Source organism: Pseudomonas sp. NY15364, from assembly GCF_048068235.1.
GTDB lineage: Bacteria > Pseudomonadota > Gammaproteobacteria > Pseudomonadales > Pseudomonadaceae > Aquipseudomonas > Aquipseudomonas mendocina_D.
The window spans coordinates 15,500-41,149 of record NZ_JBLUPX010000020.1 but is presented as its reverse complement, the minus strand read 5'-3'; the positions used below and the strand labels follow the sequence as shown (position 1 = coordinate 41,149).

At 64.1% G+C, this 25,650-nt stretch carries 21 protein-coding genes; 11 read left to right on the top strand and 10 right to left on the bottom strand.

Annotated features, from left to right (window positions below; genetic code table 11):
* Window positions 1–36 precede the first annotated feature (36 nt).
* The 4 genes from ilvD to gloA all read left to right on the top strand — a co-directional run bounded on the left by ilvD (window position 37) and on the right by gloA (window position 7,284).
* Window positions 37–1,875: a dihydroxy-acid dehydratase gene (gene ilvD / locus ACNFCJ_RS16610; RefSeq protein WP_416772504.1), complete on the top strand. Its 1,839-nt coding sequence runs from the start codon at window positions 37–39 to the stop codon at window positions 1,873–1,875.
* Window positions 1,876–1,984: 109 nt separating this feature from the next.
* Window positions 1,985–6,052 (top strand): DEAD/DEAH box helicase, encoded by a 4,068-nt coding sequence (locus tag ACNFCJ_RS16605; protein WP_416772502.1) that lies wholly within the window; start codon window positions 1,985–1,987, stop codon window positions 6,050–6,052.
* The gene (locus ACNFCJ_RS16600; protein WP_256835356.1) at window positions 6,052–6,510 is read left to right on the top strand and encodes a metallophosphoesterase family protein; all 459 of its coding nucleotides are present in this window, start codon (window positions 6,052–6,054) and stop codon (window positions 6,508–6,510) included. The genes ACNFCJ_RS16605 and ACNFCJ_RS16600 overlap by 1 nt, the downstream gene beginning before the upstream one ends.
* 246 nt (window positions 6,511–6,756) lie before the next feature.
* Complete coding sequence (gene gloA, locus ACNFCJ_RS16595; protein ID WP_003464054.1) at window positions 6,757–7,284, top strand: lactoylglutathione lyase; 528 nt, start codon at window positions 6,757–6,759, stop codon at window positions 7,282–7,284.
* 72 nt (window positions 7,285–7,356) lie between these two features.
* Here gloA and ACNFCJ_RS16590 read toward each other — a convergent pair whose 3' ends face one another.
* Together ACNFCJ_RS16590 and ACNFCJ_RS16585 are read right to left on the bottom strand one after the other, a co-directional pair.
* A complete protein-coding gene (locus tag ACNFCJ_RS16590) occupies window positions 7,357–8,004 on the bottom strand; it encodes a YitT family protein (RefSeq protein WP_416772500.1) in 648 nt (215 codons plus the stop codon).
* Window positions 8,005–8,116: 112 nt separating this feature from the next.
* Window positions 8,117–8,647, bottom strand: coding sequence for a dihydrofolate reductase (locus ACNFCJ_RS16585; RefSeq protein WP_416772498.1), 531 nt, complete (start codon window positions 8,645–8,647; stop codon window positions 8,117–8,119).
* Between the two features lie 115 nt (window positions 8,648–8,762).
* On the opposite strand from ACNFCJ_RS16585, the gene ACNFCJ_RS16580 reads away from it, so the two are divergent.
* The 3 genes from ACNFCJ_RS16580 to ACNFCJ_RS16570 are packed head-to-tail and all read left to right on the top strand — an operon-like array spanning window position 8,763 to window position 12,732.
* Window positions 8,763–9,905, top strand: coding sequence for a glycerophosphodiester phosphodiesterase (locus ACNFCJ_RS16580; protein ID WP_416772496.1), 1,143 nt, complete (start codon window positions 8,763–8,765; stop codon window positions 9,903–9,905).
* 45 nt (window positions 9,906–9,950) lie between these two features.
* Window positions 9,951–11,357: a DUF2868 domain-containing protein gene (locus ACNFCJ_RS16575; RefSeq protein WP_416772495.1), complete on the top strand. Its 1,407-nt coding sequence runs from the start codon at window positions 9,951–9,953 to the stop codon at window positions 11,355–11,357.
* Window positions 11,350–12,732 (top strand): GTPase/DUF3482 domain-containing protein, encoded by a 1,383-nt coding sequence (locus ACNFCJ_RS16570; protein WP_416772494.1) that lies wholly within the window; start codon window positions 11,350–11,352, stop codon window positions 12,730–12,732. Before ACNFCJ_RS16575 ends, ACNFCJ_RS16570 begins: the two co-directional genes overlap by 8 nt.
* Window positions 12,733–12,760: 28 nt before the next feature.
* Here ACNFCJ_RS16570 and ACNFCJ_RS16565 read toward each other — a convergent pair whose 3' ends face one another.
* From ACNFCJ_RS16565 to ACNFCJ_RS16555, 3 genes are read right to left on the bottom strand one after another with little or no spacing between them, the layout of a single operon-like run.
* Window positions 12,761–13,555 carry a thymidylate synthase gene (locus ACNFCJ_RS16565; RefSeq protein WP_037001239.1) on the bottom strand — a complete coding sequence of 265 codons (795 nt, stop codon included), beginning with the start codon at window positions 13,553–13,555 and terminating at the stop codon, window positions 12,761–12,763.
* On the bottom strand, window positions 13,555–14,355 hold the full coding sequence (lgt, locus tag ACNFCJ_RS16560; RefSeq protein WP_099525990.1) for a prolipoprotein diacylglyceryl transferase: 801 nt from the start codon (window positions 14,353–14,355) through the stop codon (window positions 13,555–13,557). Before lgt ends, ACNFCJ_RS16565 begins: the two co-directional genes overlap by 1 nt.
* A 10-nt stretch (window positions 14,356–14,365) precedes the next feature.
* On the bottom strand, window positions 14,366–15,148 hold the full coding sequence (locus ACNFCJ_RS16555; protein ID WP_416772491.1) for a sulfite exporter TauE/SafE family protein: 783 nt from the start codon (window positions 15,146–15,148) through the stop codon (window positions 14,366–14,368).
* A gap of 128 nt (window positions 15,149–15,276) precedes the next feature.
* Between ACNFCJ_RS16555 and ACNFCJ_RS16550 the strand changes: the two genes are divergently transcribed.
* Window positions 15,277–16,020 (top strand): NRDE family protein, encoded by a 744-nt coding sequence (locus ACNFCJ_RS16550; RefSeq protein ID WP_416772489.1) that lies wholly within the window; start codon window positions 15,277–15,279, stop codon window positions 16,018–16,020.
* A gap of 80 nt (window positions 16,021–16,100) precedes the next feature.
* On the opposite strand, the gene ptsP is transcribed toward ACNFCJ_RS16550, so the two are convergent.
* Window positions 16,101–18,380, bottom strand: coding sequence for a phosphoenolpyruvate--protein phosphotransferase (gene ptsP, locus ACNFCJ_RS16545; RefSeq protein ID WP_143505198.1), 2,280 nt, complete (start codon window positions 18,378–18,380; stop codon window positions 16,101–16,103).
* An 18-nt stretch (window positions 18,381–18,398) separates the two neighbouring features.
* Entirely contained in the window at window positions 18,399–18,878 is a 480-nt protein-coding gene (locus tag ACNFCJ_RS16540; protein ID WP_099525994.1) for an RNA pyrophosphohydrolase, read from the bottom strand.
* A gap of 144 nt (window positions 18,879–19,022) precedes the next feature.
* Between ACNFCJ_RS16540 and ACNFCJ_RS16535 the strand changes: the two genes are divergently transcribed.
* Entirely contained in the window at window positions 19,023–19,676 is a 654-nt protein-coding gene (locus tag ACNFCJ_RS16535) for an HAD family hydrolase (RefSeq protein ID WP_416772487.1), read from the top strand.
* A gap of 171 nt (window positions 19,677–19,847) precedes the next feature.
* Here the strand turns inward: ACNFCJ_RS16535 and ACNFCJ_RS16530 are convergent, their stop codons facing one another.
* Both ACNFCJ_RS16530 and ilvA read right to left on the bottom strand, forming a co-directional pair.
* Window positions 19,848–20,288: a DUF2269 family protein gene (locus ACNFCJ_RS16530; protein WP_416772485.1), complete on the bottom strand. Its 441-nt coding sequence runs from the start codon at window positions 20,286–20,288 to the stop codon at window positions 19,848–19,850.
* Window positions 20,289–20,370: 82 nt separating this feature from the next.
* Window positions 20,371–21,885, bottom strand: coding sequence for a threonine ammonia-lyase, biosynthetic (gene ilvA, locus ACNFCJ_RS16525; protein WP_179574754.1), 1,515 nt, complete (start codon window positions 21,883–21,885; stop codon window positions 20,371–20,373).
* A 159-nt stretch (window positions 21,886–22,044) separates the two neighbouring features.
* On the opposite strand from ilvA, the gene rpiA reads away from it, so the two are divergent.
* On the top strand, window positions 22,045–22,716 hold the full coding sequence (rpiA, locus tag ACNFCJ_RS16520; RefSeq protein ID WP_416772483.1) for a ribose-5-phosphate isomerase RpiA: 672 nt from the start codon (window positions 22,045–22,047) through the stop codon (window positions 22,714–22,716).
* 159 nt (window positions 22,717–22,875) lie between these two features.
* Here the strand turns inward: rpiA and ACNFCJ_RS16515 are convergent, their stop codons facing one another.
* Entirely contained in the window at window positions 22,876–25,098 is a 2,223-nt protein-coding gene (locus tag ACNFCJ_RS16515; protein ID WP_416772481.1) for a heavy metal translocating P-type ATPase, read from the bottom strand.
* 80 nt (window positions 25,099–25,178) lie between these two features.
* Here ACNFCJ_RS16515 and cadR point away from each other — a divergent pair, with 80 nt between their 5' ends.
* Window positions 25,179–25,634, top strand: coding sequence for a Cd(II)/Pb(II)-responsive transcriptional regulator (gene cadR, locus ACNFCJ_RS16510; protein ID WP_416772479.1), 456 nt, complete (start codon window positions 25,179–25,181; stop codon window positions 25,632–25,634).
* The last annotated feature ends 16 nt before the right edge of the window (window positions 25,635–25,650 follow it).

Below are 25,650 nucleotides of genomic sequence, written 5' to 3'. Positions count from 1 at the left end.
CGCACACACAACCGAATTAGTCGCAGGAATACCGTCATGCCCGATTACCGCTCGAAGACCTCCACCCACGGCCGCAACATGGCCGGCGCCCGCGCCCTGTGGCGCGCCACAGGGATGAAGGACGAAGACTTCAAGAAACCGATCATCGCCATCGCCAACTCCTTCACCCAGTTCGTGCCCGGCCACGTGCACCTGAAGGACCTGGGTCAGCTGGTCGCCCGCGAGATCGAGAAAGCCGGCGGCGTGGCCAAGGAATTCAACACCATCGCCGTCGACGACGGCATCGCCATGGGCCACGACGGCATGCTCTATTCGCTGCCGAGCCGCGAGATCATCGCCGACTCCGTTGAGTACATGGTCAATGCCCACTGCGCCGACGCCATCGTCTGCATCAGCAACTGCGACAAGATCACCCCCGGCATGCTGATGGCCGCCCTGCGCCTGAACATCCCGGTAGTGTTCGTTTCCGGCGGGCCGATGGAAGCGGGTAAAACCAAGCTGGCCAGCCATGGCCTGGATCTGGTCGATGCCATGGTCATCGCCGCCGACTCCAGCGCCTCCGACGAAAAGGTCGCCGAGTACGAGCGCAGCGCCTGCCCGACCTGCGGCAGCTGCTCCGGCATGTTCACCGCCAACTCGATGAACTGCCTGACCGAAGCACTGGGCCTGTCCCTGCCGGGCAACGGTTCGACCCTGGCCACCCACAGCGACCGCGAGCAGCTGTTCCTGCGCGCCGGCCGCCTGGCTGTCGAACTCTGCCAGCGCTATTACGGCGAGAACGACGAGTCGGTGCTGCCGCGCAACATCGCCAACTTCAAGGCGTTCGAGAACGCCATGATGCTCGACATCGCCATGGGCGGTTCGACCAACACCATCCTGCACCTGCTGGCCGCCGCCCAGGAAGGTGAAGTCGCCTTCGACCTGCGCGACATCGACCGCCTGTCGCGCAAGGTGCCGCAGCTGTGCAAAGTCGCACCGAACATCCAGAAGTACCACATGGAAGACGTGCACCGCGCTGGCGGCATCTTCTCCATCCTCGGCGAACTGGCCCGTGGCGGCCTGCTGCACACCGATGTAGCCACCGTCCATAGCCCGAACATGGCTGAGGCCATCGCCCAGTGGGACATCACCCAGACCAACGACGAAGCGGTTCACCACTTCTTCAAGGCAGGTCCAGCCGGTATCCCCACCCAGACCGCGTTCAGCCAGAGCACCCGCTGGGACAGCCTGGATGATGACCGCGAGAATGGTTGTATTCGCAGCGTCGAGCACGCTTATTCCCAAGAGGGTGGACTTGCGGTGCTGTACGGCAACATCGCCCTCGATGGCTGTGTGGTGAAAACCGCTGGCGTGGACGAATCCATCCACGTCTTCGAAGGCTCCGCCAAGGTCTTTGAAAGTCAGGACAGCGCGGTGCGCGGCATCCTCAATGACGAAGTGAAGGAAGGTGACATCGTCATCATCCGCTACGAAGGTCCGAAAGGCGGCCCGGGCATGCAGGAAATGCTCTATCCGACCAGCTACCTGAAGTCCAAAGGACTGGGCAAGGCCTGCGCCCTGCTCACCGACGGGCGTTTCTCCGGCGGCACCAGCGGCCTTTCCATCGGCCACGCCTCGCCGGAAGCGGCAGCAGGCGGCGCCATCGGCCTGGTGCAGGACGGTGACAAGGTACTGATCGACATCCCCAACCGCAGCATCAACCTGCTGGTCAGCGACGAAGAACTGGCCACCCGCCGTGCCGAGCAGGACAAGAAAGGCTGGAAACCTGCCGCACCGCGTACCCGCAAGGTGACAACGGCACTCAAGGCCTACGCCCTGCTCGCCACCAGCGCCGACAAGGGTGCGGTGCGCAACAAGGCCATGCTGGACGGCTGATACTCATCCCGCCCCAGCCTAACCCAAGCCCGGCCATGTGCCGGGCTTGGTCGTTTTATCGATAGCCACTACCATTTGCCCTCCGTCAGGTTGCCAGAGCCCCGTTCTTATGCCCAAGTCACCCGTCGCATTTGAAGCCTTGCCGTATCACTTGCAATCGGTGCTGTTCAACCTGGCGCCCTGTGTCATGGGGCAGAACAAAACCGCATTGCTCAAACACCTGCGCGCGCTCAACGTGCGCCTCTCCAGCTCACGGCAGCTTGATCACACCTGCTTCGGCGAGGTGGCCAAGGAGCTCATCGCAACCGGCTGGCTCACCCAGGAGCAAAGCGACAGGCAAACCTTGTTTGGCATCACGCCGAATCTACGCAACGAAGTACTGCTGCGCCTGTTCGAGTCAGGGGATCGCGTCGCATTGCTCAAGGCACATGTGCAACAGCTAACCCCACTCGACACCTGGTCATCACCGTCCAGCAAGCGGCTCATGGAGGAAGTCTGGCTGGCGATCATCGCCGACGATGCCGATTACCTGGCGCAGGCGCTGGAGCAACTGGACGATGTTGTCCCCATCAAGCAATCGCTGGAGCTGCACCCAATCCAGCAGATGCTTGAGGACGAAGCCGGACAGACCCTCTTGGCCAAACTGTCCCTGCCGGTTCGCCAGCTACTGCTCGACGATCAACTGCAACTGGCCGCAATACTGTGCATACCGGTCGAGCAGAGCTATCGAATGGCCCTGCAGAGCCTGCAGCAGCACAACGATCCGGGGCTTGGCTTGCAGGTACTGCTACATGCCCTGTGGCGCGGCGACCAAGCAACCCTCGGGCAGATGGCCCTTGAGACGCGCAGCCTGATGCATGTGGTCATCAACCTGTTCGCCAAGGGCGCCTTGCGCGACATGCTGACCGTGCTGCGTGAGTGGATGGCCGATCTGCGCAAGCAGACCAAAAAGCGCAAGATCGACCTCCCGCCGATACTCAACGCCCTGTACTGCCTGGCACTGATTCAGGAAAACGATCCAAAACAACTGCCGGCGCTCAAGCAAGCCCTGCAACTGGGCAGCAAACAGGGTTATGGCATCGCCTATCAGCTGCTGCTGAGTTTTCTCGACCTGCGCCAAGGCAGTCGACCGCCGCAGTTGCACAAACTGCCGCCATTGGCGCCGGGCCTGGATGGGTTGCTGCTCGGCCTGGCGCTGTACTGGCTGGATGAGCCGCTGGCCAGGCAAAAAGCCTGGCGCAACGCCCTGCATCAGCAGGCGCAGCAGCTACGTGAAAATGGCTATCGTTGGCTCGCCGATGAATACGAAGCGCTGATCAGCCGCCAATTTGGCACCAATGCGCCACTGCCTGATGGTGCGCTGCCCCTGGTAGACCTGTATCAGCGTCAGGAAAGCTGGCAACTGGCACTCAACGCGCTGAGCCTGATCCGCTCACCGGCCAACCCGGTCAAGAGCGCCGAACAACACACGCGCCTGGCCTGGCTGCTCCACATGGACCGCTACAGCGGTCTGATGCTCGAGCCCCGCGAGCAAAAACGCAACGCCAAGGGGCAATGGAGCAAGGGCCGCCCGGTTGCCCTCAAGCGTCTGCTCGAGGACGTCGGCAGCCTGGACTTTCTCTGCGATCAGGACCGTGAGGCCAGCCGCCTGATCCAGGTCGAGAACAGCTATTACGGTGGTCGCCAGTACAGCCTGCCGGCTGCCATTGCACTGCAGCGCCTGGTGGGCCATCCCCATCTGTTCTGGCAGGACGCACCGGAGGTAAGAGTCGACGTCAGCCTGGGCGAGCCCGGCCTGCAACTCAAGGAAGACAAAGGCCATATCAGCCTGCGGCTTCAGCCCGAGGGCATCGCCGACGGTGAGCTGCTGCTGGAGAAGGAAACCCCCACGCGGCTGAAGATCTACCCGGCCAGCAAGGAGCTGCGGCAGATCGCCGATATCATCGGTGACGGCCTCAAGGTGCCGCTGTCGGCCAAGGCGCAACTGGTCGAAGCCATTAGCAGTATCGCCCCGTTGCTGCCCATCCACTCGGATATCCCGGAGCTGACCGCGCACGTCGAAGAGATAACCGCCGATACCCGCCTCTACGCTCATCTGCTGCCGTTGGCCGAGGGGCTGCGCTTGCAATTGCTGGTGCGGCCTCTGGCTGAAGGTGGCTGGTTCCGACCTGGGCATGGCAGCGAGCGCCTGCTGGGTGAGCGCGACGGTAAAACCGTGCAAGTGGCGCGTAATCTCAAGCACGAACGCCAAGCCCTGCAACAGATCCTCGACGCCTGCCCAGCCCTGGCCAATGCCGACAGCGACGGTCAGGAGTGGCAACTGGAAAACCCGCAGGACGCCCTCCAAGTGCTCAGCGAGCTGCAGGCCATCGACGGCCAGCTACTCGAATGCGTATGGCCGGAAGGCGAGCGCATGCGCATCAAGGGCCGCAGCGAGATCCAGCAACTCAAGCTCGGCCTCAAGCAGCAAGGCGACTGGTTCCAGCTTCAAGGCGAGCTGACCCTGGATGACGGCCGAGTGCTGCAGCTACGCCAATTGCTGGAGCTGCTCAAGGCCAGCCCTGGCCGCTTCATCACACTGGGCAGCAATGACTGGCTGGCCATCGGCAACAGCCTGCGCAAGCGCCTGGACGAACTGAGCCACCTGGCCGAACGGATCAACGACGATGGCCTGCGCCTGAGCCCGCTGACCACCCCGCTGCTCGCCGAACTGGCCGAAGAAGCCGGCGAATTCAAGGCCAGTCAGGACTGGCAGACCCACCTACAACGCCTGCAGTCCCTGCGGGATTATCAGCCAGCGGTGCCAAGCACCTTGCAGGCCGAACTGCGTGATTACCAGCAAGAAGGCTTTGCCTGGCTGGCACGCCTGGCACAGTGGGGCGTGGGCGCCTGCCTGGCCGACGACATGGGCCTGGGTAAAACCGTACAAACCCTGGCCCTGCTGCTGTTGCGCGCCGCACAAGGCCCACAGTTGGTCGTGGCACCGACCTCGGTGACGCTCAACTGGCAGGCCGAAAGCAATCGCTTCGCCCCTACCCTCAACATCCGCGACTACCAACGCACGCGCACCCTGGACGGTCTAGGCCCACGGGATCTGGTCATCGTCAGCTACGGCCTGCTGCAACAGGATGCCGACGCATTCAGCAAACAGCCTTGGGTCAGCGTGGTGCTCGATGAGGCGCAGGCGATCAAGAACGCCCAGACCAAACGTTCGCAGGCCGCCATGGCCCTGCAGGCCGACTTCCGCCTGATCGCCACCGGCACCCCACTGGAAAACCACCTGGGCGAATTGTGGAACCTGTTCCGCTTCATCAACCCCAGCTTGCTCGGCAGCCAGGACAGCTTTGGCCAACGCTTCGCCACCCCCATCGAACAGGGCGATGCCTCGGCGCGGCGCGCCCTGAAGAACCTGATCCAACCCTTCATCCTGCGTCGCCTGAAAAGCCAGGTGCTCGATGAGCTGCCCGCGCGCACCGAAATCACCTACAAGGTGCCGCTGTCCGAGGCCGAAGCCCATCAGTACGAAGCCCTGCGCCAGCAGGCCGTAGACAACCTCAGCGCCCCCGACGAAGAGCGCAGCCCGCTTCAGGTGCTGACCGAGATCACCCGCCTGCGCCGCTTCTGCTGCCATCCCTCACTGGTAATTCCGGGTAGCCCCCTGAGCAGCAGCAAACTCCAGGCCTTCGCGGAAATCGTCGAAGAGCTGCTGGACAACCGTCACAAGGCGCTGGTCTTCAGCCAATTCGTCGACCACCTGGACATCGTTCGCGCCTGGCTGGATAAGCGCGGCATCCACTATCAGTACCTCGACGGAGCCACCCCAGCTAAGGAGCGCCAGAAGCGGGTCAACGCCTTCCAGGCCGGCGAAGGCGAGATATTCCTGATCAGCCTCAAGGCCGGTGGCAGCGGCCTCAACCTGACCGCCGCCGACTACGTCATCCACCTCGACCCCTGGTGGAACCCGGCAGTGGAAGACCAGGCCAGCGACCGCGCTCACCGCATGGGCCAAAAACGCCCGGTGACCATCTACCGACTGGTTACGGAAAACACCATCGAGGAACAAATCGTCAGCCTGCACGCCCGCAAACGCGACCTGGCCAGCAGCCTGCTCGAAGGCGGCGAGATGAGCGGCAAGCTCGATGCCGATGCCTTGCTGGCACTGCTCAAGGGGCAGTGATGCGCATCGGCCTGATCGCCGACACCCACAACCTGCTGCGCCCCGAGGCACTGGCGGCGCTGCAAGGCGTCGATCACCTGATCCATGCCGGCGATATCGGCGGGCCGCACATTCTGGCCGAGCTGCAGCGCATCGCGCCGCTGTCGGTGGTGCGGGGCAACAACGATCAGGACGCCTGGGCCGACACCATCCCCAAGCGTCTGAGGCTGACGTTTGGCGGCGTCACGCTGCATGTGCTGCACGACCTCAAGCAACTGGATATCGACCCGGCTGAGCAGGGCATCGACGTGGTGATCGCCGGCCATTCGCACAAGCCACTGCACGAAGAGCGCAACGGCGTGCTCTACCTCAACCCCGGCAGCGCCGGGCCACGGCGCTTCAAGCTGCCCATCGGCGTGGGCATCCTGCATATCGAGGATGGGCGGGTACAGGCGGAGCTGATCACGCTGCCGGTCTGATGACCATCGCGGACGACGCTTCACCCGTCCACCGCCCCGCCAACCTTCGCGCTGACACGGACCGGAAGAGCCCTAGGCGGCAGTCCGTTTCATCCGCGATGCTTCGCGCCCTCAAGCCAATCGCGGCTGAAGCCGCTCCTACAAACGCCCCGGCATCGCTGCCTGATCAAGGTCACGCCCTTGAAAAACGTGGCCACCGCGTCCATATAGGTAGATACAGCCTTTTCCCGCCTGATGGAGAACCCCATGACCCTCGACGAGCTCAACGCCATCCCCGGCGTGACCGCCAAGCCCGACGTTGCCACCGCCGACTTCGTCTACAACCACACCATGATCCGCGTGAAGGATCTGACCAAATCGCTGGATTTCTACACCCGCGTGCTGGGCTTCACCCTGCTGGAGAAGAAGGACTTCCCTGACGCCGAGTTCAGCCTGTACTTCCTCGCCCTGATCAACGACAAGTCGCAGATCCCGGCTGACCCGGCTGCTCGCCATCAATGGCGCAAGTCGATCCCCGGCGTGCTGGAGCTGACCTACAACTACGGTACCGAGAAAGACCCGGAATTTTCCTACCACAGCGGCAACAGCGACCCACGTGGCTTCGGCCACCTGTGCGTGTCGGTGCCGGACATCAAGGCGGCCTGCCAGCGCTTCGAAGACCTCGGAGTGGATTTCCAGAAACGTCTGACCGACGGCCGCATGCGCGATATCGCCTTCATCAAGGACCCGGACGGCTACTGGGTGGAGATCATCCAGTTCACTGAAGTGATCTGATTCTCGCCTCCGCGAAAAACGAAACTACGAGGGGCTGTCTCCAGCGAGGCAGCCCCTCGTTCGTTGATGCGTTCAACTAACGCCGACGTAGCGATCCGCCCGGTGATTGATCGCCAGCACCAGATTGAGCATCACCGCCCCCAGCACCGACAGCAGCACCTTGTCTGGCGACACCACGAAGATCGCCGCCAGCACGATGCTCGCGTCGATGGCCATCTGCACGGCACCCGCACGGAAACCGAAGCGCTCCTGAATATACAGCGCGAGAATGTTCACCCCACCCAGGCTGGCGCGGTGGCGGAATAGCATGAGCAAACCCAGCCCCATCGCAGCGCCACCGAACAGCGCGGCATAGATCGAACTGAGGTGGGCGAAGGCGACCCAGTGCGGCGTCAGCTCGGCCAGTAGCGAAACCAGCATCACCGCGCAGCCCGTGCGCAAGGTGAAAGCCCAGCCCATGCGCCAGATACCGAGCAGGTAGAACGGCAGGTTGACCAGGCAGAACACCAGACCGAACGACCAGCCGGCCTGGTAGTTGGCTAGGAAGGCGATGCCGACAGTGCCACCGGTGAGCAGACCAGCATGCTTGTAGAAGGCGATGCCCAGCGCCACCAGCGCGGTGCCGAACAGCAGGGCCAGCGCATCTTCCCAGAGTGGATGGCGTACGAAGAGTGCAGCGACAGCGCTCGGGCGCTCATCGATGGGCGTTTGCTCAGACATGTAAAAACCTGCATCAGGATGCACGAAAGAAAGTTACGGCAGAGGCAAGGCAATGACCATCACGCCGCACAGGGGAATCTGGCGGCAGAGATGGCCGGAAAGCTCGGCAGGATTATGCGCCGCGGCGCTCCCACACTTCGAAGGCGTAGAACGGTGTCTCGGCCGAAGCCGGGTGCTCGACGCTGGAGGTCATGCGCCATATGGCCTCGTCGACCTCGGGAAAGAAGGCATCACCTTCGGGATCGAGGCCGACACGCGTCAGGTACAGACGATCGGCCTGGGCCAGGCCCAGCTCATAAAGCTGCGCGCCGCCGATCAGCATCAACTCCTCGGCATTCTCTTCACGCGCCCAGGCGTCGGCTCGTTCGATGGCCGCTTCCAGCGTCGTGAATACCTCGGCACCTTCCAGGGCCAGACCTGGCTGGCGGCTGACCACGATATTGAGCCGCCCCGGCAACGGCCGACCGAGCGAATCCCAGGTCTTGCGCCCCATGATGATCGGCTTGCCGAGCGTCAGCGCCTTGAAGTGCTTGAGGTCCGCCGGCAGGTGCCAGGGCAGTTGGTTGTCGCGGCCAATCACGCGGTTGTGCGCGAGCGCGGCGATCAGAGAAAGAGGTAGAGTCGTTTTCATGGCCGCGAGCATAACAGAGCCCTCAGCGGCCTCGCAGCCCATCAGTGGCTGCAGCAGCGCTGTCGTCGTATCGTCACATTCGCCGTAGCAGGCTAAGGGCTGATTCTACGAGCAAGGAGCCAGCATCATGTCGACATCACTCTCTGCCTGGGTATTGGGCGTCACTCTGCTGCCACTGACGGTCTTCGCCAGCCCGACTCCGGATAACATCCAGGCCGCCATCGACTGGGCCCAGCAGCAGCCCAGTGCAGGGCAACCCCAGACCTGGGACAGCAAGGCGCCACTGGTGATCGCCCACCGGGGCGCCAGCGGTTACGCGCCCGAGCACACACTGGCGGCATACGCGCTGGCAGCCTTTCAAGGCGCCGACTACATCGAGCCCGACTTGGTGATGACTCGCGATGGCCAGTTGGTCGCCCGCCACGACAACGAACTGGGGCTGACCACCGACGTGGCGCAGCGCCCCGAATTCGCTGACCGCAAACGCACCCAGAGCGTCGACGGGCGCAGCCTGGAAGGCTGGTTCAGTGAGGACTTCACCCTGGCCGAGCTGAAAACCCTGCGCGCGATCGAACGTATCCCGCAGCAGCGGCCGGACAATACCCGTTTCGATGGCCAGTTCGAGATTCCCACGCTGCAGGAGATCATCGATCTGGTGAAACGCCTGGAAGCCCTTCAGCAACGAACCCTGGGTTTGTACCCGGAAACCAAGCACCCCACCCACTTCCAGCAACTCGAACTGGCCATGGAGAAACCGCTGCTGGCGGTGCTCGAACGCAACGGCTACGACAGCGCCGACGCGCCCGTTTTCATCCAGTCCTTCGAAGTGGCAAACCTCAAGACGCTGAGCACGCTGACACCAATCCGCCTGGTGCAGCTGCTGTGGGTAGAAGGCCGACCCTACGATCAGCAGGTACTGGGCAGTGACCTTGGCTATCAACAGATGATCACGCCAGAAGGCCTGAAAAACATCGCGAGTTACGCCGCCGGCATCGGTCCGGAGAAAGGCATGATCATCCCGCGCGATGGCGCCGGCAACTTGGGCGTACCGACCGGCCTGGTACGTGACGCCCATGCCGCCGGGCTCAAGGTGCACCCCTATACCTTCCGCGCGGAGAACGCTTTCCTGCCCACCAGCCTGCGCCGTGGCAGCGACCCGAGCGAACGTGGCGACATCGACGCTGAGCTACGCGCCTTCCTCGCCACCGGCATCGATGGCCTGTTCATCGACCAGCCGGATATCGCCGTGCGCTTACGCCAACAGCGCTGATTCGCACCGAAGCGGATCAGGGGTTATTCTCAACCCCTGATCCGAATGACGAGACGCCGCGTGACAGACGCCTCCTCCCCTACCCCCTTCCAACGCCTCTGGCTCAGCGAAACCATTCGCCTACGCGAGGACCATGCCGGCCCGCTCGAAGACAGCGAGGCCAATCGCCTGGCTCGTGCCGAGCAGGTTGAACTGGCCGAGCGCATCCAGCATCGCGCCCTGCACCTGGCCCGCCGTGATGGTCAGTGGCAGGCGTTGCTGCACTGGCTGCAAGGTGCACGCCTGGCCGGTGGGCTGCTAGCGCTGCTGGCCCTGCTCAGCGGCTTCGGCCTGGCCTTCGCAGCGCTGGCTGACGGGCGCCAACCGGTCAATGTGTTCTGGGCGCTGGGCAGCCTGCTTGGGCTCAACCTGCTGATGCTGCTCGGCTGGCTGCTGGGCCTGCTGTTGACCCGTGATCACCCTGGCGCGCTAGGTCGCCTGTGGCTGTGGCTCAGTGAAAAACTGGCACGCGACGCCAGCGCCGCGCAGTTGGCCCCGGCCCTGCTGCTGATGCTGCAACGCCAGCGCCTGACCCGCTGGGGCCTGGGCCTGATGGTCAACGGCTTGTGGACGCTGGCCATGTTCGCGGCATTGACCACCCTGCTGTTGCTGCTCGCCACCCGCCGCTACGGCTTCGTCTGGGAAACCACCATTCTTGGTGGCGACACCTTCATCGCCCTGACCCAGGCCATCGGCGCCCTGCCCGCGCTGCTCGGCTTCAGCCTGCCGGACATCGACGTCATTCGCGCCAGTGGCGATGCCGCCATCGCCAGCGAAGCAGCCCGGCAGAGCTGGGCCGGCTGGCTGGTCGGCGTGGTGCTAGTCTACGGCCTGCTGCCGCGCCTGCTGCTGATGTTGCTGTGCCTATGGCGCTGGCAGTCCGGCAAAGGCGCGCTGCGCCTGGATCTCGACCTGCCCGGCTATGGCCTGCTGCGCCAGCGCTTGCAGCCGGACAGCGAACGCCTGGGCATCTGCGACCTGGCCCCCGCCGCTCTGCACCAACCGCAAGGCGGCGCCAGCGCGCAACCTGGCAGCGGCGCACTGCTGCTCGGCATCGAACTGGACGAGCGCCGCCCCTGGCCGCCTGCGTCGCTGCCCAAGGGCGTGGCCGATGCTGGCGTGATCGACAGCCGCGAACAGCGCCGTCAGTTACTCGAACAGCTGACCCGCTTCCCGCCCGAACGCCTGGCCATCGCCTGCGACCCGCGCCGCTCACCGGATCGTGGCACCCTGGCGCTGATCGGCGAACTGGCGCGCTCGGCCTCGGCCACGCGCATCTGGCTGCTGCCGCCGACACCCGGTGAGAGCCTGGACAGCGCGCGCCTGACGGACTGGCACCAGGCAATCGCCAGCCTGGGGCTGCAGCATGGCGATACGGCACCGCTGAACTGGCTGGAGAGCGGACATGACTGAGCCACTGAAACTCGCCCTGGTCGGCCACACCAACGTCGGCAAGACCTCGCTGTTGCGCACCCTGACCCGCGACATCGACTTCGGCGAAGTCTCGCCCCGCGCCAGCACCACCCGCCATGTCGAAGGTGCGCGCCTGTCGGTGGATGGTCAGGCGCTGCTGGAGCTGTACGACACCCCCGGCCTGGAAGACGCTATCGCCCTGCTCGACTACCTGGAACGTCTCGACCGCCCCGGCGAGCGGCTGGACGGCCCGGCACGTCTGGCGCGTTTTCTCGAAGGCAGCGAAGCACGCCAGCGCTACGAACAGGAAGCCAAGGTACTGCACCAGTTGCAGGCCTCCGATGCTGGCCTCTACGTCATCGACGTGCGCGAGCCGGTGCTGGCCAAGTACCGCGACGAGCTGGCGATACTGACCATGTGCGGCCGGCCGCTGCTGCCGGTGCTGAACTTCGTCGCCAGCGCCAGCCACCGCGAAGCAGAGTGGCGCGAAGCCCTGGCCCGCCTCGGCCTGCATGCCCTGGTGGCGTTCGACAGCGTGGCACCACCTGCAGACGGTGAACGACGTCTGTACGAAAGCCTGGCCCTGCTACTGGAGCGTTCGCGCCCGCAGCTGCAACGACTGATCGAGGATCACGAAGCCCAGCGCCAGGCCCGGCGCCAGGCCGGCAACCGTCTGATCGCCGAGCTGCTGATCGACTGCGCCGCGTGCCGCCGCAGCGTCGCCGCCCAACCCGTGCTGGAACAGGGCGCCATCAGCGAGCTGCGCACGGCCATTCGCCAGCGCGAGCAGCGTTGCGTCGAGGCCCTGCTACGCCTGTACGCTTTCCGCAGCAGTGACGCCAAAGCGGCTGACCTGCCGCTGCTCGACGGCCGCTGGGGCGACGACCTGTTCAACCCGGAAACGCTGAAGCAGCTGGGCATCAAGGTCGGTGGCGGCATGGCGGCCGGCGCCGCCACGGGCGTCGGCGTCGATCTGCTGGTCGGCGGCCTCACCATGGGCGCAGCTGCCGCATTGGGCGCAGTGATCGGCGGCAGCGCGCAGACCCTGCGTAACTACGGGGAGCGCTTGAAGGGAAAACTCAAGGGCCAGCGCGAACTGACCGTCGACGACGCCGTGCTGCGCCTGCTCGCCCTGCGTCAGCAGCAATTGCTGGCCGCACTGGACGTGCGCGGACACGCCGCGATGGACGCCATCAGCCTCAACGCCCCGCAGGAAACCCTGTGGCGTCAGGGCAAGCTGCCCGCACCACTGAACGTGGCGCGCGCTCACCCGCAATGGTCGTCACTGAATCCAGGCGCACGCCTGGAAGAGGCCGAACGCGCCGAACAGGTAGAGCGCCTGCGCAGCGACCTTTCCATGCAACCGGTGGGCTGAAGCGGAAAAACGCCCAGCCCCCGCTTGCCTACACTGCCACCGGCGCCTTGATATGCGGGTGCGCTTCGTAACCCACCAGCTCGAAGTCCTCGAATTTGAAGGCCAGCAGGTCCTTCACCTCGGGGTTGAGCTTCATGGTCGGCAGCGGCAGCGGCTGGCGGGTCAGCTGCAGGTCGGTCTGCTCGATATGGTTGGCGTACAGGTGGCAGTCGCCGCCGGTCCAAATGAACTCACCCGGCTGCAAGCCGCAGACCTGCGCCACCATCAGCGTCAGCAGCGCATAACTGGCGATGTTGAAGGGCACGCCGAGGAAGATGTCGGCCGAACGCTGATAGAGCTGACAGCTGAGCTTGCCGTCGGCGACGTAGAACTGGAACAGCGCGTGGCACGGTGGCAGCGCCATCTGCTCGACCAGCGCGGGGTTCCAGGCCGAGACGATCAGGCGACGCGAATCCGGGTTCTTCTTGATCATCTCGATCAGCTTTGCGATCTGATCGATGGACTCGCCGTTAGGCGCCGGCCAGCTGCGCCACTGGTAACCGTAGACGGGGCCAAGGTTGCCATTCTCGTCGGCCCACTCATCCCAGATGCTGACGCCGTTGTCCTTGAGGTACTTGATGTTGGTGTCACCCTGCAGGAACCACAGCAGCTCGTGGATGATCGAGCGCAGGTGGCACTTCTTGGTGGTGACGATGGGGAAGCCGTCAGCCAGGTCGAAGCGCATCTGGTAGCCGAACACGCTGTAGGTGCCGGTGCCGGTGCGGTCTTCCTTGAAGGTACCGTGCTCGCGCACGTGGCGCATCAGGTCGAGGTACTGTTTCATCAGACGGCTCCTTGTACGGGCTGGCGCTTGTAGGCGTAGGCAATCAGGCCGATACCGCCGAGGATCATTGGCAGGCAGAGAATCTGACCCATGGTCAGCCAGCCCCACGCCAGGTAGCCGAGCTGGGCATCCGGCACGCGGACGAACTCGACGATGAAGCGGAACACCCCGTAGCAGGCGGCGAACATGCCGGAAACGGCCATGGTCGGGCGCGGCTTGCGCGAGTAGAACCAGAGGATGGTGAACAACGCCACGCCTTCCAGGGCGAACTGATACAGCTGCGACGGATGACGCGCCAACTGCTGCGGGTCGGTAGGGAAGATCATCGCCCAAGGCACGTCACTGGCCTTGCCCCACAACTCGGCGTTGATGAAGTTACCGATGCGCCCGGCACCCAGACCGATCGGCACCAGCGGTGCGATGAAGTCCATCAGCTCGAAGAAGCTCTTGCCGTTGCGCTTGCCGAACCACCAGGTCGCCAGCATCACCCCGATCAGGCCGCCATGGAAGGACATACCGCCCTCCCAAACCCGCAGGATCTTCGCCGGTTCGGCGATATAGGCGGCAAAATCATAGAAAAATACATAGCCCAGACGCCCACCGAGAATCACCCCCATGGCCACCCAGAACACCAGGTCGGACAGCTTGTCCTTGGTCCAGGTCGCATCGAAACGCTCCAGCCGGCGCGATGCCAGTAGCCAGGCACCACCGATGCCGACCAGGTACATCAGGCCGTACCAATGGATTTTCAGGGGACCGAGGGCGATGGCCACCGGGTCGATCTGCGGATAAGGCAGCATCCAGGACTCCTTAAATGAAAAAACTCAGGCCCACGCTGAACAGCAGCAGGGCGAACAGACGCTTGAGCAACAGTGGCGACAGGCGATGAGCCAGGCGCGCACCAAAACGGGCAAAGAACATGCTGGTCACGGCGATGCCCAGCAATGCCGGGAGATACACGAAACCGACGCTCCATGGCGGCAGATGCGCATTCCCCCAGCCGGTAAACATGAAACTCAGCGCACCGGCAATGGCGATCGGCAAGCCACAGGCCGCCGAGGTCGCTACCGCCTGCTGGATCGGCACGCTGCGCCAGACCAGAAAGGGCACGGTCAGCGAACCACCGCCAATGCCGAAGATCGCCGACGCCCAACCGATCACCCCGCCGGCTACCGTCAACGTCGGCTTGCCTGGGACACCGCGACTGGCCTTGGGTTTCAGGTCCAGCGCCATCTGCGCGGCAACGATGATGGCGAACGTACCGATGATCTTCTGCAGCAACGGCCCCTGGATCAACGCCGCCGTCATGGCCCCCAGCGCAGCACCGAGCAGAATGCCAATGGTCAACCAGCGAAACAGCGGCCAGCGCACCGCGCCCTTGCGATGATGTTCGAGCAACGAGTTGATCGAGGTGAAGACGATGGTCGCCAGGGACGTGCCCACTGCCAGGTGAGTGAGGATTTCCGTTGCCATACCCTGGGCGGTGAAGCTCAGCACCAGCACCGGCACGATGATCAGACCACCGCCCACGCCGAACAGGCCAGCCAGCACACCGGCAGCCGAACCCAGTACCAGGTAGAGCAGCAGCTCCATCGACACCCCCAAAAACAAAGCGGCATGGTAGCGGAAATGCCCACTCAACGGCATACGGGTCGACGGAACGGTTGCCGCCCCTGGCTGAGCTCGCTAGCCTGCCAGACTCCGCCACCGGAGGAATCCGCATGTGCCTGATCGTCTTTGCCTGGCAGCCCGAAAACCAGACGGTGCTGCGCCTTGCAGCCAATCGCGACGAGTTCTACGAGCGCCCCAGCGCCGCACTGGGTGAATGGCAGGACGCCCCTGGCGTATTCGCCGGCCGCGACCTGCAGGCCGGCGGCACCTGGCTCGGCGTTACTGCGCAAGGTCGCTTCGCGGCGCTGACCAACATCCGCGACCCCTGGCAAAAAGCCGGGCCGCGCTCACGCGGCGCGCTGACGGCTGACTACCTGCTGGGCCACGAGTCGGCACCGGCCTATCTCGACAGAATCATGCGCGACTCGGCAGCCCATGCCGGGTTCAACCTGCTGGTTGGCGACCGCCACCAGCTCTGGCACTTCAACTCTGCGGAAGGCCGGCCCCGGCAACTGCAGAGCGGCATCTACGGCATGTCCAATGCCAATCTCGACACGCCCTGGCCGAAGCTGCTGCGTGCCAAGAATGCCTTGAGCGATCAAGTCGAGAGCGAGGATGAAGCACTACTGGGGCTGCTGAGCGACAGTAGCCAGCCGGACGATCAGCTGCTGCCGGATACGGGCGTGGGGTTGGCCACGGAGCGCCTGCTGTCGAGCGTCTTCATCGCGAGCGCCGCCTATGGCACTCGCGCCAGCACGGTGCTGAGCCTTGAGCGCAATGGCGGCTGGAGCATCATCGAGCGCAGTTTCGGCCAGCATGGCGCCGTGCTAGGCGAGGTCGCCTTAAGCGGGTAAGCCGCGCGGCGGGAGCGAGCCCTGCTCGCGAATCCTGGGGCACAAAAGCTTCGCGAGCAGAGCTCGCTCCTACAGACGAATCAGGCCTGGATATTGGACGCCGGATTGATCACCCGGCCCAGGCCGAGATTGCGCAACGCCAGGTGCAGGGTGCTGTAGATCAGGTGCGGGTTGTCCATGCTCATCACCTGGCCCAACAGTTCCTTGGCCTTGCTCTGGGTGACCTGCCGCAGTAGCCATTTCACCTTGGGCAGGTTGGTGGCGTTCATCGACAGCGAATCGAAGCCCATGGCCAGCAGCAGCACGGCCGCCGCCGGATCCCCCGCCATCTCGCCGCAGATGCTCACCGGCTTGCCTTCGAGATGCGCGTCGTTGACCACCTTCTGCAGCGCCTGCAGCACCGCCGGATGGAGGAAGTCGTAGAGATCGGCCACACGCGGGTTGTTACGATCCACCGCCAACAGGTACTGGGTCAGGTCATTGGAACCCACCGAGAGGAAATCCACCTGCCGCGCCAGCTCGCGGGTCTGGTACACCGCTGCGGGAATTTCAATCATAAGGCCGATGGGCGGCAGCGGTACATCGGTGCCTTCGTCACGCACCTCGCCCCAGGCTCTGTGGATCAGGTGCAACGCCTCTTCCAACTCCTGAATGCCGGAAATCATCGGCAGCAGGATGCGCAGATTATTCAGCCCCTCGCTGGCCTTGAGCATGGCGCGGGTCTGCACCAGAAAGATTTCCGGATGGTCGAGCGTGACGCGGATACCGCGCCAGCCGAGGAAGGGGTTCTCTTCCTTGATCGGGAAATAGGACAGCGCCTTGTCACCACCGATATCCAGGGTGCGCATGGTCACCGGCAGCGGGTGGAAGGCCTGCAACTGTTCGCGGTAGGTAGCAAGCTGCTCCTTCTCGCTGGGGAAGCGCTCGTTGATCATGAACGGCACTTCGGTGCGATACAGGCCGACACCCTCGGCACCACGCTGCTGGGCACGGGCCACGTCGGCGAGCAGGCCGGTGTTGACCCACAGAGGCATGCGATGGCCATCGAGCGTTTCGCAGGGTAACGCACGCAGGGCGTCGAGGCCCTCGGTGAGCTGGCGCTCCTCCTCGACCACATCGGCGTACTGCTTGCTCAGCAGCTCGCTGGGGTTGGTGAAGACTTCGCCGTGGTAGCCGTCGACAATCAGTTTGATGCCGTCGATCTTCGAATACGGCAGGTCGACCACGCCCATCACCGTGGGAATACCCATGGCGCGGGCGAAGATCGCCACATGGGAGTTGCCCGAACCGGTTACCGAGATCAGACCGACCAGCTTGCCTTCCGGGACTTCGCCAAGCATCGCCGGCGAAAGCTCCTCACTGACCAGAATGGTGTTGTCGGGATAGACCAGCGAGGTCTTGCGCTCTTCCTGCAGGTAGGCCAGCAGGCGGCGGCCCAAGTCGCGCACATCGCTGGCGCGCTCGCGCAGGTAGGCATCATCCATCAGCTCGAAGCGCTTGACGTGGTCGAGCACCACCTGGCGCAAGGCGCCCTGCGCCCACTGGCCGGTGCGGATGATCTTGCGCACCTCGTTACCCAGTGCGGCGTCCTCGAGCATCATCAGGTAAACGTCGAATAGCGCGCGCTCTTCCTTGCGCAGTTGGGTGGCGAGCTTCTCGGACAGCTCCTGCATGTCCTCGCGCACCCAACCCAGCGCCTTGTCGAACAGTTCCAGTTCGGCGGCGATGTCATCGACGCTTCGGTCTGGAACTACATTGAGATCGGCCGGGGGCAGCACCACGACAGCGGTTCCGACCGCTGCCCCCGGCGCACCCGGCACGCCGACGAACTTGGCCTCCTGCACGCCTTTGCCCTGGCGCCCCAGGCCGCGAATCGAACCGGTCGCCTCGGCATGGGCGATGACCCCGGCGAGCTGCGCGCTCATGGTGACCAGGAAGGCTTCTTCGCCCTCGTCGAACTGGCGGCGCTCCTTCTGCTGCACGACGAGCACGCCCATCACGCGGCGGTGGTGGATGATCGGTGCACCGAGGAAGGATGCATAGCGCTCCTCGCCGGTCTCGGCGAAGTAGCGATAGCGCGGGTGGCCTGCGGCATCTTCGAGGTTCAGGGGTTCCTCGCGGCTACCGACCAGGCCGACCAGACCCTCGCTGGGCGCCATGCTGACCTTGCCGATGGAGCGCTTGTTGAGGCCGTCGGTGGCCATCAATACGAAACGGTTACTTTCCGGATCGAGCAGGTAGACCGAGCAGACCTGACTGCCCATCGCCTCCTTCACCCGTTGCACAATGATCGTCAATGCCGCCTTGAGATCCTTGGCGGCATTCACTTCCTGGACGATCTTGCGCAGCGTATTGAGCATGCTCGATTGGGGTCCGTATCAGTCGCGCACTATCAGGCGCGGGGCGAGTTCCTTGAGCGCACGGCGATACACCTCGCGCTTGAATGTGACCACCTGACCCAGCGGGTACCAGTAACTGACCCAGCGCCAACCATCGAATTCGGGCTTGCCGGTCAGGTCCATGCGTACGCGGTCTTCAGCTCCGGTCAGACGCAGCAGAAACCACTTCTGCTTCTGTCCGATGCACAGCGGCTGGCTGTGCGTGCGCACCAGACGCTGCGGCAAACGATAACGCAACCAACCTCGGGTGCAGGCGAGGATATTCACATCCTGCTCTTCGAGCCCGACCTCTTCATTCAGTTCACGGTAAAGCGCCTCTTCCGGCGATTCACGATCATTAATGCCGCCCTGGGGAAACTGCCACGCATCCTGGTTGATACGCCTGGCCCAGAGCACCTGGCCGAAATCATTGGTCAGGATGATGCCGACATTCGGGCGGAAACCATCAGAATCGATCACGGCAAGCAACCTCGTACACGCAAGTTCCGGCATTGTTCCACAAAGCCGGCGACAGCAGCAACGCGGGTTTAGGTGCAGTTTGAAACCCCCGGCAAAGCGGCTATTCTGGCGCGCCTCCCCTTTCCACAGAACAGGTAACGAACCGTGCGCTTGGCCCTTTTCGATCTCGACAACACCCTGCTGGCTGGCGACAGCGACCACAGCTGGGGCGAATTTGTCTGCCAGCGCGGCCTGGTCGACGCAGCCGAGTACCTCGCGCGCAACGATGCCTTCTATGCCGATTACTGTGCCGGCAAACTGGATGTGGTGGCCTATCAGAATTTCAGCCAGGCCATTCTCGGCCGCCACGACATGGCGCAACTGGCGCAGTGGCATAGCGAGTTCATGGCCGAGGTGATCGAGCCGATCATTCTTGCCAAGGGCGAGGCACTGCTGGCCGAGCACCGCGCCGCAGGTGACAAGCTGGTGATCATCACTGCCACCAACCGTTTCGTCACCGCGCCCATCGCCGAACGCCTGGGCGTGGACACGCTGATCGCTACCGAATGCGGCATGCAGGACGGCCGCTATACCGGACAGATCACCGGCACGCCGTGCTACCAGGGCGGCAAGGTGACGCGACTGAACGAGTGGCTGACAGAGACGGGGTACAACCTCGACGGGGCCTACTTCTATAGCGACTCACGCAATGACCTGCCGCTGCTCGAAGCGGTGGCCAACCCCGTGGCAGTCGACCCGGATGACGTGCTGCGCGCCACCGCCGTCGAGCGCGGCTGGCCGGTGATCTCGCTGCGCTGAGCGCCACAGCCAAACGTAGGGTGCGCCGTGCGCACCGCAAGCTCCAGCGTCAGCCGCCGGTGCGCACAGCGCACCCTACCGGGCAGTTTCATCGAGCCACAAGCCCTCTCCCGCCCTTCGGGCACCCTCTCCCGGTGGGAGAGGGTCATCAGAAGCCGCTCTGCGGCTGCTTTAAGTGGGCTTGGCGCCCATCAGCGCCATGATGACGATCAGTAACAGCAGAATCAGCCCGGCATAGATCAGGCACAGACGCTTCAACGTTGTTGGCGCTGGCGCATCACCCAGCGCGCGCCAAACGGCCAGGCGACCGGCCAGCAGCAAACCCAGCAGCATCATCAGTGCATAGAGAATGCTGCCCAGCAGCAGCCAGGTCTGCCCCAGCGGCCAGCCGGCGGTGTCCACCAGCCAGTAGCCAGTGACCGGCAGGCTCAGCGCCAGCACGGCGAACGCCGGAAAGCTGAACAGCAGGGTCACGCGCAGTTTGCGCGCCAGCACGGCGGCATCGCCACCGCGCTGCGCCTTGAACAGCATGAATCCGTGGGCGATCAGGCCCAGCAGCAACAACACGCCTGGGGCGCTGTGGAGAATACGAACCAGCAAATAGTGTTCCATCGAGACTTCCTTTTTAGGTAGGGCGGGTGTAACCCGCCAACGCGCTCTGGCGGGTTACACCCGCCCTACGAGCTCGAAGGCATCAGCCCAGAAACAGCTTGTAGGCCGGATTCTCGCTTTCATCCCAGTAGGGATAACCGATGGCGTCCAGCGCCGCCGGCACCAGATGGCGTTCGTCCGCTGGCACCTGCAGGGCGGCCAGCACGCGGCCATCGGCAGCGCCGTGGTTGCGGTAGTGGAACATCGAGATGTTCCAGCGCCCACCCAGCTTCTGCAGGAAGTTGAACAGTGCACCCGGCCGCTCGGGGAATTCGAAGCGCAGCACCATCTCGTCATCGACGCCAGCAGCATGGCCACCGACCATGTGGCGGATATGCAGCTTGGCCAGTTCGTTATCGGTCAGGTCCAACACCGGGAAGCCCTGCGCACGCAGGCCTTCGACCAGCGCCTGGCGCGGGTCATTCTCCGGATGGGTCTGCACACCGACGAAGATGTGCGCTTCGCGATCAGTGTGATAGCGGTAGTTGAATTCGGTGATCTGGCGCTTGCCAACCGCCTCGCAGAAGGCCTTGAAACTGCCCGGCTGCTCGGGGATGGTCACGGCGATGATCGCCTCGCGCTTCTCGCCCAGCTCGGCGCGCTCGGCCACATGGCGCAGGCGGTCGAAGTTGACGTTGGCGCCGGAATCGATGCCCACTAGCACTTCGCCTTTGGCGCCCTGGCGCTCGACGTATTTCTTGATCCCGGCCACGGCCAGCGCGCCAGCAGGCTCGGTGATCGAGCGGGTGTCGTCGTAGATATCCTTGATCGCCGCACAGATCTCGTCGGTGCTGACGGTGATCACCTCATCGACGTGATGTTTGCAGATATCGAAGGTGTGCTGGCCGATCTGCGCCACTGCCACGCCATCGGCGAACAACCCGACCGTCGGCAGCACCACACGTTCGCCAGCCGCCATCGCCTGCTGCAGGCAGTTGGAGTCGTCCGGCTCGACGCCAATCACCTTGATCTCCGGGCGCAGGTATTTCACGTACGCAGCGATGCCGGCGATCAGGCCGCCGCCGCCGACCGGGACGAAGATGGCGTCGACGTGCCCCTGATGCTGGCGCAGCACTTCCATGGCCACCGTGCCCTGCCCGGCGATCACCAGCGGATCGTCGTACGGGTGGATATAGGTGTAGCCCTTCTCTTCCACCAGCTTCAGTGAATGCGCCAGCGCCTCAGGGAAGGCATCGCCGTGCAGCACCACCTTGCCGCCGCGCGAGCGCACGCCCTGCACCTTCAGCTCCGGCGTGGTGCGCGGCATGACGATGGTCGCTTTCACGCCCAGGTGCTTGGCCGCCAGGGCCAGGCCCTGCGCATGATTGCCAGCCGAGGCAGTGACAACGCCACGCGCCAGCTCTTCGGCGGACAGTTGCGCCAGCTTGTTGTAGGCGCCGCGAATCTTGAACGAGTACACCGGCTGCAGATCTTCGCGCTTGAGCAAAATCTGGCTACCCAGCCGCTCACTGAGCTGACGGGCGGGTTGCAGCGGGGTTTCCACCGCGACGTCATAAACGCGCGAGGTGAGGATCTTCTTCACGTACTGTTCGAGCATGGCGATTTCGCAGGCGTTCGGGCTTTGAGAGGACTGCCGAGTCTACCCCAGCGCCGCGCCGGACGACCATACGAAAGGCGCGGGTTCTGCCCCGTCAGCACACCACTTGCGGCTATAATTCGCGGCTTAACTCTCTACCTTCCCAGGCATTCCCCCGCGATGAACCAGGATCAGTTGAAACAGGCCGTGGCCCAGGCCGCCGTCGACCACATTCTCCCGCGCCTCGACAGCAAGAGCATCGTCGGCGTAGGCACCGGCTCCACCGCCAACTTCTTCATCGACGCGCTGGCCAAGCACAAGATGGACTTCGATGGCGCCGTCGCCAGCTCCGAAGCCACCACCGCGCGCCTGAAGGGTCATGGCATCCCGGTCTACGACCTCAACAGCACCGCCGAACTGGAGTTCTATGTCGACGGCGCCGACGAGAGCGACGAGCGTCTGCACCTGATCAAGGGCGGCGGCGCAGCGCTGACCCGCGAAAAGATCGTCGCCGCCGTGGCCAAGACCTTCATCTGCATCGCCGACGCCAGCAAGCTCGTGCCGGTGCTGGGCAACTTCCCGCTGCCGGTCGAAGTCATTCCCATGGCCCGCAGTCATGTGGCCCGCGAGCTGGTGAAACTGGGCGGTGATCCGGTCTACCGCGAAGGCGTGCTGACCGACAACGGCAACGTCATCCTCGACGTGCACAACCTGTCGATCACCGACCCGGTCAAGCTGGAGGCGGACATCAACGCCATCGTCGGCGTGGTCACCAATGGCCTGTTCGCCGCCCGCCCGGCCGATCTGCTGCTGCTCGGCACCGCCGAAGGCGTGAAGACGCTCAAGCGCTGAATCGGTGGGAGGCGCTTCAGCGGCGATTGTCGCGGCTGAAGCCCCTCCCACAGAGTCCTTTGTTCCACCCAACCTGATTTGCGCAGTCGGTAGCCCGAATGCAATCCGAGCCTGCTGCGATTCGCCATGCGCACCGGAAACGGGCTACGGGTCGGGTGTTCACTTGCGCAACAAGCGCAAGCCGTTGAACACCACCATCAGGCTCACGCCCATATCGGCGAACACGGCCATCCACATGGTCGCCTCGCCCGTCAACGTCATGGCCAGGAAAATAGCCTTGATCCCCAGCGCCAGGACGATGTTCTGCACCAGGATGGCGTGGGTCTGCCGCGACAGGCGCACGAAGGCCGGAATCTTGCGCAAATCATCGTCCATCAGTGCCACGTCGGCGGTCTCGATGGCGGTATCGGTGCCGGCGGCGCCCATGGCGAAGCCGATCTCGGCCTTGGCCAGCGCCGGGGCATCGTTGATGCCATCGCCGACCATGCCGACGACCTTGCCCTGCGCCTGCCGCGCCTCGACCCAGGCCAGCTTGTCCGCCGGCAGCAGGTCGCCGCGCGCCTCATCGACGCCGACCTGCTCGGCGATGGCCGCCGCGGTGTGGGCGTTGTCACCGGTGAGCATGCAGGTGCGCACACCCAGTTCGTGCAGTTCGGCGACTGCCTCGCGGCTGGTCTGGCGCACGGTGTCAGCAACAGCGAAGAGCATCAATGCGCGCTGCTCGTCGCACAGCACCACCACGCTCTTGCCCTGACGCTCCAGTGCCTCCAGACGCTCTTCCAACTGCGCGGAGCAGAGTCCGAGGTCTTCGACCAGGCGATGGTTGCCTATATAGAGCAGCTTGCCATCGACCTTGCCCTTGGTACCGCGCCCAGGTAACGCCTCGAAGTCTGCCACATCGCGCAATGTCAGGCCCTGTTCCTCGGCATGCAGGGCCAAGGCTCTGGAAACCGGATGGTCGGAACGCGCGGCCAGGCTTGCAGCCCAGATGGCAGGTGACGGCTCATCGGTATCCAGCAGATCGAGGCTGTCGGTCTGCACCGGTTTGCCATGGGTCAGGGTGCCGGTCTTGTCCAGCGCCAGCAGCGCCAGATGCCGGCCGTTCTCCAGGTACACGCCGCCCTTGATCAGGATGCCCTTGCGCGCCGCCGCCGCCAGGCCACTGACGATGGTCACCGGCGTGGAGATCACCAGGGCACAGGGGCACGCCACCACCAGCAGCACCAGGGCGCGGTAGACCCAGTCGAGCCAGGCGCCGCCCATCAGCAGCGGTGGCAGCACGGCGACCGCCAGAGCGAATGCGAACACCGCCGGGGTATAGATGCGCGAGAACTGATCGACGAAACGCTGGGTCGGTGCACGCGAACCCTGTGCCTCCTCGACCGCATGGATGATGCGCGCCAGGGTGGTATCGCGTGCCGCCGCGGTTACGCGGAACTCCAGCGAGCCGGCCTCGTTGATGGTGCCCGCGAACACCGGATCGCCAACGCCCTTCTCCACCGGCAGGCTTTCCCCGGTGATCGGCGCCTGGTTGACCGTCGACGAGCCGCCGACTACCTCACCGTCGAGGCTGATGCGCTCACCGGGACGCACACGCACCACGGCGCCCAGGCCGATCAATTGCACATCGACCTCCTGCCAAGCGCCATCGGCCTGCTGCACCGTCGCACGTGGTGGTGCCAGATCCATCAGCCCGCGAATCGCATTGCGCGCCCGATCCAGCGAGCGCGCCTCGATCAGTTCGGCCAGGGTAAACAGCACCATCACCATCGCGGCTTCCGGCCACTGGCCAATCAGCACGGCGCCGGTCACGGCGATGCTCATCAGCGCATTGATGTTGAGGTTGCGATTCTTCAGGGCGATCCAGCCCTTCTTGTAGGTGTTCAGCCCGCACATCAGGATAGCGGTCACCGCCAGCAGGGCTACCAGCCAGTCCGGGCCGAGCTCGGCGAAGTGCACGACTTCGGAAGCGGTTGCCACCACACCAGCCAGCGCCAGCGGCCACCACGGTTTTTGCACGGGTGCGGCGACCGGCTGCTGAGCCGTGTTTTCATCCTCCACCTGCGGCGTGAACCCCAGGGCCTGGATGGCAGCCAGCACCTGGGCCAGCGTCCCCTCGTCGTGGCTGACGGTAAGCACGCGCTGCAACAGGTTGAACTGCAGGCCCGCCACGCCCGGCAGACGGCCCAGTGCATCACGGATCAGGCGCTCCTCCGTGGGGCAGTCCATCTGTTCGATGCGAATGCGGGTATTGCGCTCCCCCGTCAGCGGCTCATCCCCAGGTGACTGCTGAGCCGGGTCATGATCATGCCCGGCGTGGCCGTGATCATGCTCGTGGCGAGCAGGTGGCGATTGGTGCGAATGGTCGCAGCAGCGGCTCATGGCAAGTCTCCGTCAGGTATCTGTTGCCGAGTACACACCCTGTAGTCACTATAGGGTCAAGCACTCAGGAAGGAGATCCCATGAAAATCGGAGAATTGGCGAAGAAGGCCGGCTGCCAGGTCGAAACTGTCCGTTACTACGAGCGCGAAGGATTGCTCCCGGCGCCCGCGCGCACCGAAGGCAACTACCGTCTGTATGGCAGCCTGCATCTGGAACGCCTGGTGTTCATCCGCAATTGCCGCACGCTGGACATGACCCTGGAAGAGATTCAGCGTCTGCTGGCCCTGCGCGACCTACCCCAGGAAAGCTGCGCCGGGATCAACAGCCTGGTGGACGAACACATCGAGCACGTCGAGGCACGCATCAACAGCCTGCTGGCGTTGCGCGACCAACTCACCGAACTGCGCGACCGTTGCAACGGCCCGCAGGAAGCAGAGGACTGCGGCATCCTGCGCCAGCTCAACGTCAGCGGTGGCGTGCAACCGCTGCCGGACGATGGCCATACCCATGTCGGCAAGAGCCACTCGCATTTATGAACTACGCTTGCTGGGC